This window comes from Maribacter sp., assembly GCF_016744255.1.
Taxonomy (GTDB): Bacteria; Bacteroidota; Bacteroidia; order Flavobacteriales; family Flavobacteriaceae; genus Maribacter_B.
Genome location: NZ_JADGES010000020.1, coordinates 12587 through 24903 on the forward strand (window position 1 = coordinate 12587; position 12317 = coordinate 24903).

A 12317-nucleotide genomic window follows, 5' to 3' on the forward strand; every position below is an offset into this window, starting at 1 on the left:
TAAAATAGGATTTCATTCAAAATTAGGAAACATTGTTGGCTAATTTTGAATGAACAAGTATCCTTTGCATAAATTTTAAGAATATGGCAAATTATTTAATTACTGTGGATAAGCAGGAGTTTAAACGTAACGATACACTTGTAGATACCTTAGATATAAATAAGGTAAACGAGAAGAAGTTTCATTTACTTAAAGATAATAAGGCCTATAACGTGGAGTTGGTAAAGGCTAATTATTTAACAAAAGAAGTAACTATTTCTATTAATGGGAATAATTACGATGTAAAAATAGAAGATGAGTATGATCAAATGGTAAAACAAATGGGCTTACTGTCGAATAATTTACAAAAGCTGAATAATATAAAAGCACCGATGCCAGGGCTTATTATAGATGTTATGGTAGAGGTTGGTCAGCAAATAGAAGAAGGTACACCCATATTGGTTTTATCAGCTATGAAAATGGAAAATATTATCCTTTCGCATGGAGAAGGTATCGTAAAATCCATTGCAATAGGTAAGGATGACACCGTTGAAAAGGGTCAAATAATAATTGAGGTGGAATAAAGGAAAAGCATGAAAAAGATACTAATAGCCAATAGAGGAGAGATAGCTCTAAGAATTATGAAAACGGCCCAAAAAATGGGAATAAAAACAGTGGCAGTATATTCAGATGTGGATCGTAACGCACCTCATGTTACATTTGCAGATGAAGCAGTCCTTTTAGGAAAGGCTCCTTCTTCCGAATCTTATTTGGTTATGGATAAGATTATTGAGGCCGCAAAAAAAACGGGAGCAGAAGGAATTCATCCTGGTTATGGTTTTTTGAGTGAGAATGCGGTATTTGCCAAAATGGTTGCAGATAATGGCATCACTTTTATAGGCCCTAAGCCGCACTCCATTAAAGTTATGGGAAATAAGTTAGCAGCAAAAGAAGCAGTTAAAGGCTATAATATTCCCATGGTACCAGGTATTGAAGAAGCTATTACAGATGTTAGTGTTGCAGAAAAAATAGCACAAGAAATTGGCTTTCCTATTTTAATTAAGGCGTCTGCAGGCGGTGGAGGTAAAGGTATGCGTGTCGTAGAATCTTTAGAAGAGCTTCCAGAGCAAATGGAAAGAGCAATTAGTGAGGCCGTTGCAGCTTTTGGAGACGGGTCTGTTTTTATTGAAAAATACGTTACCTCTCCAAGGCATATTGAAATTCAAATATTAGCAGATACGTTTGGTCATGTTGTACACCTGTTTGAAAGAGAATGTAGCATACAACGTAGGCATCAAAAAGTAGTAGAAGAGGCGCCCTCGGTTGTATTGACTCCAGAGATTAGAAAAGCTATGGGGGAAGCTGCAATAAAAGTAGCGAAAGCCTGCGATTATGTTGGTGCTGGAACAGTAGAATTTTTGTTAGATGGAGATAAGAATTTTTATTTTTTAGAGATGAATACTCGATTGCAAGTAGAACATCCAGTAACGGAATTTATCACAGGATTAGATTTAGTAGAACAACAAATAAAAATAGCTAGAGGAGAGTTGTTAGAATTTACTCAAGATCAATTATCTATTAAAGGGCATGCATTAGAAGTTAGAGTTTATGCAGAAGACCCTTTAGATAATTTTTTGCCCAGCATAGGAACGTTGTCTACCTATATAAGACCTGAAGGTGATGGCGTACGCGTAGATGATGGGTTTGAACAAGGAATGCCAATTCCTATTTATTATGACCCAATGCTTTCTAAATTAATTACCTATGGTAAAAATAGAACAGAGGCCATACAGTTAATGATTAAAGCTATTAATAATTACAAAATAGAAGGGGTTTCTACCACCTTGCCTTTTGGGAAGTTTGTTTGTGAACATGAGGCTTTTCAGTCCGGAAATTTTGATACGCACTTTGTAAAAGACTATTACAATCCAGAATACTTAATCAAAGAGTTTGCTATGGAGAAAGAAGTAGCTGCTGAGGTTGGTTTAAGATTGTACTTAGATAATCTTAAGGAGGTAAAAGTGCCAAAAAATGGATCTTCTAATTGGAAAAAAAATAGAGACTAGTTTAACACCAGGCGTATCAAAAAGTATACAATGACAGACAAACAAAAAATTCTTAGAGATAAACTAGAGGCTGCTAAATTAGGAGGAGGCGAAGAACGTATAAAGAAGCAACACGCAAAAGGAAAGTTAACGGCAAGGGAGCGTATTCATTTTTTATTAGATGAAGGTTCTTTTGAGGAATTAGGGGCTTTAGTAACCCACCGAACCAAAGATTTTGGTATGGAAAAACAAATTTTCTATGGAGATGGTGTAGTTACAGGTTACGGTACAATTAAGGAGAGAAAAGTATATGTTTTTGCTCAAGATTTTACTGTTTTTGGAGGTTCTTTATCCGAAACCCACGCAGAGAAAATATGTAAAATAATGGACCTTGCAATGCGCGTTGGAGTGCCATTGATAGGGCTTAATGATAGTGGAGGAGCTCGTATTCAGGAAGGAGTACGGTCTTTAGGAGGTTATGCCGATATTTTTCATAAAAACGTGATGGCATCTGGGGTAATTCCACAGATTTCTGCTATAATGGGGCCATGTGCTGGTGGAGCAGTATATTCTCCCGCAATGACAGATTTTACTTTAATGGTAGAGAACTCTAGTTACATGTTTGTAACAGGACCAAATGTTGTAAAAACGGTAACTAATGAAGAAGTAACTTCCGAAGAATTGGGAGGAGCAAGCGCACATGCTACAAAATCTGGAGTAACACATTTAACCGCAGCTAACGATATTGCATGTATTAATCAGATAAAGCAATTGGTTAGTTATATGCCACAAAATTGTGAAGATATTCCTGCGCAATTGCCTTATAAATTAGGAGAAGAAATTAGAGAGGAATTAGAGAATATAGTTCCTGAAAACCCCAATCAACCTTATGATATGCGCCATGTAATAAATGGTGTTATTGATGAAAACTCTTTCTTTGAAATACATAAAGATTATGCCGAAAATATTGTCGTTGGTTTTGCTAGATTAGCAGGAAGAAGTATTGGTATTGTTGCAAACCAACCTATAAGTTTAGCTGGGGTTCTAGATGTGAATGCTTCTAAAAAAGCAGCCAGATTTACGCGTTTCTGCGATTGTTTTAATATTCCTTTATTGGTTTTAGTAGATGTACCAGGATTTCTACCTGGAACAGACCAAGAATGGAATGGTATTATCACTAATGGAGCTAAGTTGTTATTTGCTTTAAGTGAGGCTACAGTGCCAAAAATTACCGTTATTACAAGGAAAGCTTATGGTGGTGCTTATGATGTTATGAATTCAAAACATATTGGTTCGGATATGAATTATGCTTGGCCGGGAGCAGAAATTGCAGTGATGGGAGCTAAAGGAGCTAGTGAAATTATTTTTAGAAAAGAAATTGCGTCTGCGAAGGATTCTGAGGCTAAACTGATAGAAAAAGAGCAAGAGTATGCAGATAAATTTGCAAACCCTTACAGTGCAGCAGAAAGAGGTTTTATAGACGAGGTAATAGTACCAAAAGATACTAGAATAAAATTGATAAAGGCATTTGCTATGTTCGAAAACAAAAGTGTAACCCTTCCTAAGAAAAAACACGGAAATATTCCGCTCTAAACGAGAAAGTAGTATTATAGATTTTTTTAGTTATTGTTATTTGATTTAAAGAATTCCTCGCAGCTTGCTGCGGGGTAAAAGTGGAAAATTTGAAAACCTAAGGTGTTTCATCAATTAGAAAAAAATCTTTCTCTATGCACTCTGCTTTGTGGTAGTTTATTTACTTGGCATAATCAGTTCCAAAAACTTCCCATCTTTTTCTGGGTAGTTTCCTTTTTTATTTTTCATTTCATCGGCGAGTGTTTGCATCATCCTTTTGAGCTGCTGTGGATTTTTTTCTGCCATATTGTGGGTTTCAAACGGGTCTTTTTTTAGGTTGAATAGTTCATATCGAGGTTCTTTATCTACCTGATAATGATAGATAATTTTCCAGTCTAATTGTACAAGGCTTGTAAAGTAATTAGTACGATGATTACCATGGGGAAAATGGTTAAGAAATAACCCATCACGTATTTCGTCTTGCTTACCCATAAGCTGATTTCGAAGATTAAAACCATCTATAGCAAAATTATCAGGTGTATGTACATTGGCTACTTGACATAGAGTAGGAAAAATGTCTAAAATAGTACCCATTTGTTTCTGAATGGTATTATGCGCAATAGGTAATTTTTCTTGATAGAATATATTTTCATTGGGTATTACCCAGGATGCAATAAATGGTACGCGCATACCACCTTCCCAATGATTGCCTTTTTTCCCTTTTAGTGGTGATGAGCTACTGTAGTTATTTTTAATTGGCAAAGGAGCATCCGAACCATTGTCTCCTAAGAAGAAGATAAGGGTATTCTCTCCTAATCCTAAATTTTTAACATGTTGCACTATATCTCCTAACGATTTATCAATGCCTTCGATTAGTGTGGCATACGCTTGAGCCTTTTCAGACATATCTGAGTTTTTATAATTTTCAGCAAAACGGGAATCCGAATAAAAAGGAGTATGTACTGCATAATGCGACATGTTAAGGAAGAAAGGCTTGTCTTCTTCTTTGGCTTTAGTTATGGCCAAATTAGCTTCCAAGGTTAAAGCTTCTGACAGAAATATATCTTTGCCATGATATTTATCTAAACTCGGTACAGCTTTTGTTTTATTACCACCTGTATGCCCAAAACCCTCCGTACCAAGATAACTTCCTGGTTGCCCAATCGAACTACCAGCAATGTTAACATCAAAACCCAAATTAAGTGGGTCTTCCCCTTCACTTTGGTATGGTCCAAAATGAGCTTTGCCTACATGAATTGTTTTATAGCCTGCTTGTTGTAAGATTCTCGGGAGTGTTATCGATTCTTTGGTAAGCCCTTTCCAGTTCCAATTAGCTGGTCCAAACTCGGAGCGATTATTCTCATCAGGTTTAATCCAATTGGTCACCCCATGACGAGCAGAGTTCTGACCCGTTAAAATGGATGTTCGCGAAGGGGAACAAACCGAGTGTGCATAAAAATTTGTAAAGCGAATACCTTGCTCAGCAAGCTTTTCTATATTAGGTGTTATATAATAGTCATTCAACGGGTATTTTACCGAATTACCATTCTTATCTGTCAAAAATGGAACAGAAGTATCCATTAATCCCATATCATCCACTAGAAAAATAATAATGTTTGGAGGTGTGTTTTCCTTTGCTTGGGAATTACATGCAGTTACACAAAACAATAATGGCAGTATAAAAACTGAAAATTCTATTTTTAATCCAAATTTGTATTTCATTATTGCTTGATTTTTTTTCATCTTGTGAACAATAGTCTTTGTAGATAAACACGACTTTTTTGGTTTAGCACTTGCTGTCTCTACTTTATTGTATGTCGTCATTGTTTTAAACAGGACTAATTGGTTATTTTAAATGGGTCTGTAATTTAGTAATCTTTCTACTTCTTTTATTCTCTTTTTTGTTACATTATTCTCTCTTAGAGAAGGATGTCCTATTTTTTACTGTTTCTTTATCCTGAGAGGTGTATGGTCTCATGGCTTACACAGATTTTACCATCTTTGGCAAGACGCTTTGCAATAAATTAAGGGCTCCACCTTCTGATTATTATTAAATCAGCCGTGCGCTCCATTGAACTAATCTGTCAATAATGCGAACTTTACTTTATTATGATGCTGATAATCTGTTTTTCGTTGGACATGTTCTCCGATATACTTCCCCGCAGTATTTTAAATATGCATGTTGTAGTTATTACTTGAACTTACATTTCAGTAATAGTATATCACTTGAGTATTATTCCTGTAATGGATTTTAATAAGGTATATTTACTGTAGTATATTTCTATTAATTAGCTCTTCGTACAACTTTAGCGAATTGCAGAGGCTTTTTTAAGCCCTTTTTTTGATTAATGAAACGCTAGCGGCCAACTTAATGCCTGATTGTTAGTAAGTAACTATTTCATAGTGATTTTTAATCTTACGCCTTGCTAATGTCATTACTCTGCAATTCGTTTCAATTCAAAAAAATATGACTTTTTTAAAAATGGGTGTTATTGGAACCTCAAAAAAAGAAGATGAAAGACGTGTGCCTATTCATCCAGAGCATTTAACAAGACTTCCAGAAAATATTCGTAGACAGCTTATTTTTGAGAAAGGTTACGGGAAGCCTTTCCATATGGAAGATGAAGAAATTAGCGATTTAACTGGAGGAGTAGCTACGCGAAGTGAAATATTATCTGATATTGGTTCTGTAATTATTGCCAAGCCTATTTTATCTGATTTAGAAGAGCTAAAAGATGGCGGTGTTATTTGGGGGTATCCTCATTGTGCCCAACAAATGCAAATTACACAAACAGCTATAGATAAAAAACTAACTTTGATTGCTTTTGAAGATATGTATGTATGGCATCCTAGCGGACAAATGGGGAGACATACTTTTTATAAAAATAATGAAATGGCAGGGTATAGTGCCGTTATACATGCGCTCCAGTTAAAAGGAATAGATGGTCATTATGGAAACCAACGGAAGGTAATTATTTTTAGTTTTGGTGCTGTAAGTAGAGGTGCCATTTACGCTTTAAAAGCGCATGGTTTTAGAGATATAACCATCTGTGTTCAAAGACCAGATCATGAGGTTAGAGAAGAAGTTTTAAATGTACACTATGTCCGAGTTCGAAAAGGAAAGGAGAACGAGCCTCGCTTGATTGTTGTTGAGCACGATGGTTCAGAACGATCGTTGTTAGATTTAATACATGAATCTGAAATAATAATTAATGGAACCTATCAGGATACAGACAATCCAATAGATTATGTAAAAGAGGATGAAAAATCGATACTTAAACCTGGCTCACTTATTATTGATGTGAGTTGTGATGAAGGAATGGGTTTTTATTTTGCAAAACCTACCACTTTTAAAAACCCAATGATAGCAATAGATAAAATTGATTACTATGCAGTAGATCATACCCCGAGTTATTTTTGGGAAAGTGCTTCCAGATCCATTTCGGCCGCATTACTTGTGCATCTACCATCTGTAATCTCTGGTAGAGAAGGCTGGGATGAAAATATGACCATTAAAAATGCCATAAATGTAGATAAAGGTATTATTGTAAAAGATACTATTCTTAGATTTCAGAATCGCAACAAGGATTATCCACATAAAATGGAGCCAGTTCTGGTATAGATGTAGATAAGCCCAAAACTATTGTTTTGTTTCTGTATTGTAAAGTAAAATGTATCCCTGTAAGGATACTTAATTTATTTAAATATTCTAAAAGCTGGAATATATTTGGTTTTTTTATTTTTTGAAATTCTAATTGTATTAACGACTATTACAACGAAATTATAGAAATATAATAGGATAACAGGAATATAAATTTTTGTAATAATCGAAGGAGATATATGTGTCATTAGGCCATTAAATACTCCTAAAAATAATAATATAAAGTAGGAGAAAAATATAATTGTCCAAGTTATTTCAAAATTTAAAATTGATTTTCCAATTTTATCTACATTTTTCAGTTTGTCTTTTTTGAGTATCCAAAATACCAAAGGAATAATAATTCCTAAAATTGGAAAGAATAAAAAGGCTAGCGCAGACAAACTCATTACTGTTAGATAGCCTTTATCTTCTTTTATTTTCCAATCAATAATATGATCAGGCGATGTATTCAATGCAATGGCTAATCGTTTTAGAGAATCTCCTCTAGGAACAGTTTCATTGTTTTCGATTCGTTGTATTGTTCTTAAGCTTAATCCAGAATTTTCAGCTAATAATTCTTGAGTTACTCCTTTCTTATTTCTTAAATTTTTCACTCTTTGCGACAAAGTTGAATCTTTCATTTTATATAATTTTAATTTGGAGTAAAAGTATGGTGGGTATTATCCTTTGTGTTGCGTCTTTAAGGTGTCATTTTTACGTCAATTACGTCAAAGTAATACAAACAAAGGCGTAGCGATGAAGTGTGCGGTAACAAATGAATGATTACTTTTTATCACTCAGATAGGAAAATATGTTGTTTTTGATTTCCTATGCATTAGCTTCTTGGGAGAATGTTGTGTAAGTGATGTAATCACCTCTGTTTTAGTTGTGAGTTTTCAGCTAGATTTGAATGTCCAAAAAGCATTTTTTGGTAAAGGCGCTTCGAAGGTTTTAGATTCTTTAGAATCAGAAATTTGATAGGTTAACTTTCGTGCATGAAGGCAAATAGATAGCGGCAAGTACTCTTGGTCCGACCCATATTTTTTGTCTCCAATAATAGGGAGTCCTATATTTGCTAATTGGGCTCTTATTTGGTGGAAGCGACCAGTTTTTGGTTTTATTTCTAAAAGATAACCAAAATCGTTTTTATCTATAACTAGATAAGAAAGAGTGCATTCTAGAGAGTCCTTGGTTTTTGTAGGGACTATATCGGCTCTTTTTTCAAGCTTATTTTTTACGAGAAAATTAATTAAGTGTCCTTTGTTCTTTGGTGGCTTGTTTTTAACAATTGCCAAATACGTTTTTTGAACTTTTCGGCTACTAAATAAATTGTTAAATGCCACAAGAATACTTTTTTTCTTAGCAAAAATCAATACACCACTTGTTACGCGATCTAATCTATGTATTACTCCTATGTAGGGTTTTTGTTTATTTTTTAAAAGGTGATTAAAAACTTGATTTTCAACAGTTAGATCCTCGTAAGGGCTTTTTTCACTTATAAGGCCAGCCATTTTGTTTACGACTATATAATCGTTGTTTTCACATACTATTTCAAGGTTTGTCATTAGCAGTTTTGTTTTTCCTGTCCATTGAATTGTTATTATTGTTTTTATAAATATTCAATAATAATATGTTTCATACAATTCATAAATAGTTAACTTCTTATTTTTAGTTAGTGGAACTATTTTTTTGGTGAGTATTCATTTTTTATAATGGTTAGTATAAGAGTAATCGCTGGTTAAGTAAACTAGTCTTTTAGGATAACAATATACTTAATTATATATAAAAAATGATTTAAGTTTGTACCCAAGACACTATTGTCTTTATAGATTGTTCGGAGCGTTAATCAAATTAAAAATGCGGTAAAGATATATTTTATTATGCGTTTAACTTGTTGCAATTTTTCTACGGTAAAATTCGTGTAATTTATCGGGGCTTGCTCCAAAAAGTTTTTTAAGGTGAATTATGCCAAAATAGAATTGTAGTCTGTAAACGCCAATTTCCTCGTACCTCCGAGCAGAGGTTGTTACTTTTTGTGGAAGAACAACAAATTTGGTATTGTTGTAAATTCTACTAATAATTTCATTGTCTTCATAGATTATATAGTCTTCATTGAAACCTTGAATTTTTTGAAATAAGATTTTTGTAATAAAAAGAGATTGGTCTCCTCCTCGACAAATTTGGTAATTGAGTTTAGAAAACCAAGCGAAGAAATTTAAAAAAAGATGACTACTATCAAAAGCCATCCTAAAACAACCAGATTCTTTATTTTTAGTAACAGTTGTAAGGATAAGGGAGTCAAAATTTTTAGGAGGAAAAGTATCTACATGTAAAAAATATAGAATATCACCAGAGGCTATTTTGGCTCCAGCATTCATTTGCACAGCTCTACCTTTTATAGAGGTAATTACGGTAGCACCATTTTTCTTTGCAATGGAAATAGAATGGTCTGTACTACCACCATCAACCACAATTATTTCTTTAATTAATTGGGTGTTGGAGGTCTTATTTTTTAATACATTCAATAATTTTTCTATGCTTTCCTCTTCGTTTATAACAGGAATAATGATGGATATTTGGAGCTTATTATTTTTCATTTAAGCTCCAGTTATAAGTTATATAATTAATATGTGTTTGTTTTGTAATTTTTATTAGGGTGTATGGTTTTATAAAATCTATAAGGGTGCCTTTGTTGGTGAAATCTTTTTTAAACCATTTAAAAATTTCGGATAGCTCTACTTCTTTGGGCGTTATTTTATTTCGTTTGGGGTCGTTAATAAAATTTCTGGTAGCCTCATCTAACTGGCTATCTACTTTAGAAGAAACAAAGGCTTCATTTTTTAATTGTGGACATGAATAAGACGCGCAGTTAATTGCAAAATGAATTCTTGGTTCTTGCATCTTTCTAAGAATTTTATGTTCAATATCACCTAAAGAAAGAACCTTGTTGCCTATGGTTATCCATTCTTTATCCCAAGGTCTAGAAATATTTTTAATACTTTTTAAAGGGTAGTTATCTAGAATTAGTTTTACCGTCGCTGCATTATATAGATTGATATAAAAAGCTAATTTTTCATTTTTACTCCAGTCAGAAGTAGGGGCGTTATTAGCTAATGTTTCTAAATAGGAAATTATTTTTGGGGAACAACTTTTTAGGTTTTTATAATCTACATTGCCATCGTCATCGACATAGATTTTAAGTAAAGAATCCCAATTAGCATGTAAATTTTCTGTAGTGGTTTGGGAGGCCATTAAATTGCTCCAGAACCAAACTACTACAGAAACTAATAAAATAGAGGAGCGCATATATAAAGTTTAATTAAATAGTAGGTTTGTCAAGGGTTACCTTACAAAATAATAGACTTTTACGTTTAACAGCGTCTACTACCTACACTTACATAAAGAACTCTGGGGATGTTTTACTAAATTTTCTGCAGAAACAATGTTTTTACAACTATAATTCTATGGTTATAGAAAGTTCATAAAATTGCTAAACCAGATTGGTTGTACAGCAAAGGCGAACGTCAGGAGTTAGTGCAGTATTTTTGTAAAGGTCATTTGTAGCGTCTAAATAACTCATAATTGTTTCATTAATTCTTTGAGTAATTTTATCATTTTCGGCTCTGCTTTTCCGGCAATATTTATGATTTCTTGAATATTTACGGGTTGTAAATTATCTGGGTCACATTCATCTGTAAGAACCGATACAGCAACAATTGGTAGCCTTAAATGGTTGGCTACAATAACTTCGGGAACCGTACTCATGCCAACAGCATCTGCACCAAGTATTTTAAGCATTCGGTATTCTGCTTTAGTTTCTAATTGTGGCCCAACGACAGAGGCGTAAACGCCAGTTTTTAAGTCTATATTTTCCTTTTTAGCGATTGCCTTCAGTTGCTCGCCCATTTTACGATGGTAGGGCTCTATCATATCTACAAATCTATCCCCAAATTCACTTACGTTCTTGAATGCTAAAGGCGACCCGCCTTGTAAGTTAATATGATCTTCAAGAAGCATTAAATCCCCTTTTTTATAATCTAAATTTATGGCTCCGGCAGCGTTAGAGATGAAAAGATTCTTAATTCCTAATAGGTGCATAACCCGAATTGGGTAGGTAATATCCATTAAGTCGTAGCCCTCGTATAAATGAAATCTACCTTCCATGACTACCACTTTTTTGCCTTCAATAGTTCCGTAAATTAATTTTCCAGAATGGAATTCTACAGTTGCTAATGGGAAAAATGGAATTTGGTTGTAGTGTGCTACAATAGGATTTTCAATTTCGTCGACTAGTTTACCTAATCCTGTTCCTAAAACAATTCCAATTTCGGGAGCAACAAAGCCTTTGTTTTTAAGAAATTGTACAGATTCTTTTAATTGTTTTTCTGTTAATATCATATGTTTTTTATAAAAGATTTAAAGACTTCAATATTTTGGATGTCTTCGTAAACATCTACATCATTTTTCGCCTCTAAGATATGAATTTTAGTATTTTTTAAATCGTTTAAAGTGTTTTGTAATACGGTATTTGTGCCCCAGACCTTATTTTTAAAAACCTTAGAGTTTAGGGTTTTCATGCCTAAGAGGTAATATCCACCATCTGTAGCGGGGCCAATAACATAATCGTTGGTGTTTAATTGGATAAATGCATTTTCAATATCCTCCTGCGATAAATCATACATATCACTTCCAATAACGATTATACGCTCAAAATTGCTATTAAAACCTTCCAGAAAAGCATTATACATACGTTCTCCTAGGTCGGAACCTTCTTGTAATTTTTTATTGTAGATGGCGTTGTCCCATGTGTCTTTTTTCCAGATTTCCTCGGAATAAAAAACCTGTTTAGTAGCATATAAATTTTTAGTAAGACTTGCGGTATGTTTTAATAGAAACTTATATATTTCTAAAGCTGCATTTTTTCCAACGGTAGTAGCTAAGCGTGTTTTGCATTTTCCTAATTCTGGATTTCGCGTAAAAATAAGAAGTAGGTTTTTAGAATTTACAAGCTCAAATCGGATTGCTTTTTCGTCAGATTTATTTTCGTTCGGAGTTATTACACCCATAATTTACGTAGGCCT

General features: G+C 33.8%; 11 protein-coding genes. 4 read left to right on the plus strand and 7 right to left on the minus strand.

Annotated elements, in window-relative coordinates:
* Positions 1-83: 83 nt before the first annotated feature.
* From QZZ51_RS05460 to QZZ51_RS05470, 3 genes are read left to right on the plus strand one after another with little or no spacing between them, the layout of a single operon-like run.
* Positions 84-563 (plus strand): acetyl-CoA carboxylase biotin carboxyl carrier protein subunit, encoded by a 480-nt coding sequence (locus QZZ51_RS05460; RefSeq protein WP_291867044.1) that lies wholly within the window; start codon positions 84-86, stop codon positions 561-563.
* A gap of 9 nt (positions 564-572) precedes the next feature.
* Positions 573-2045, plus strand: coding sequence for an acetyl-CoA carboxylase biotin carboxylase subunit (locus tag QZZ51_RS05465; protein WP_291867047.1), 1473 nt, complete (start codon positions 573-575; stop codon positions 2043-2045).
* Positions 2046-2075: 30 nt separating this feature from the next.
* Positions 2076-3617, plus strand: a complete 1542-nt coding sequence (locus tag QZZ51_RS05470) for an acyl-CoA carboxylase subunit beta (protein ID WP_291867049.1) — start codon at positions 2076-2078, stop codon at positions 3615-3617.
* 156 nt (positions 3618-3773) lie between these two features.
* On the opposite strand, the gene QZZ51_RS05475 is transcribed toward QZZ51_RS05470, so the two are convergent.
* Complete coding sequence (locus QZZ51_RS05475; RefSeq protein WP_291867051.1) at positions 3774-5420, minus strand: sulfatase; 1647 nt, start codon at positions 5418-5420, stop codon at positions 3774-3776.
* A gap of 643 nt (positions 5421-6063) precedes the next feature.
* Between QZZ51_RS05475 and QZZ51_RS05480 the strand changes: the two genes are divergently transcribed.
* On the plus strand, positions 6064-7218 hold the full coding sequence (locus QZZ51_RS05480) for a N(5)-(carboxyethyl)ornithine synthase (protein WP_291867054.1): 1155 nt from the start codon (positions 6064-6066) through the stop codon (positions 7216-7218).
* Positions 7219-7292: 74 nt separating this feature from the next.
* On the opposite strand, the gene QZZ51_RS05485 is transcribed toward QZZ51_RS05480, so the two are convergent.
* From QZZ51_RS05485 to QZZ51_RS05510, 6 genes are all read right to left on the minus strand, one after another.
* Complete coding sequence (locus QZZ51_RS05485) at positions 7293-7877, minus strand: helix-turn-helix domain-containing protein (protein WP_291867056.1); 585 nt, start codon at positions 7875-7877, stop codon at positions 7293-7295.
* Positions 7878-8132: 255 nt separating this feature from the next.
* On the minus strand, positions 8133-8801 hold the full coding sequence (locus QZZ51_RS05490) for an RluA family pseudouridine synthase (RefSeq protein WP_291867059.1): 669 nt from the start codon (positions 8799-8801) through the stop codon (positions 8133-8135).
* A 321-nt stretch (positions 8802-9122) separates the two neighbouring features.
* Complete coding sequence (locus QZZ51_RS05495) at positions 9123-9833, minus strand: TIGR04283 family arsenosugar biosynthesis glycosyltransferase (RefSeq protein ID WP_291867061.1); 711 nt, start codon at positions 9831-9833, stop codon at positions 9123-9125.
* The gene (locus QZZ51_RS05500; protein ID WP_291867063.1) at positions 9823-10542 is read right to left on the minus strand and encodes a DUF547 domain-containing protein; all 720 of its coding nucleotides are present in this window, start codon (positions 10540-10542) and stop codon (positions 9823-9825) included. The genes QZZ51_RS05495 and QZZ51_RS05500 overlap by 11 nt, the downstream gene beginning before the upstream one ends.
* Positions 10543-10812: 270 nt before the next feature.
* A complete protein-coding gene (locus QZZ51_RS05505) occupies positions 10813-11634 on the minus strand; it encodes a purine-nucleoside phosphorylase (RefSeq protein ID WP_291867065.1) in 822 nt (273 codons plus the stop codon).
* Positions 11631-12302 (minus strand): TIGR04282 family arsenosugar biosynthesis glycosyltransferase, encoded by a 672-nt coding sequence (locus tag QZZ51_RS05510; RefSeq protein ID WP_291867067.1) that lies wholly within the window; start codon positions 12300-12302, stop codon positions 11631-11633. Before QZZ51_RS05510 ends, QZZ51_RS05505 begins: the two co-directional genes overlap by 4 nt.
* Positions 12303-12317: the final 15 nt, after the last annotated feature.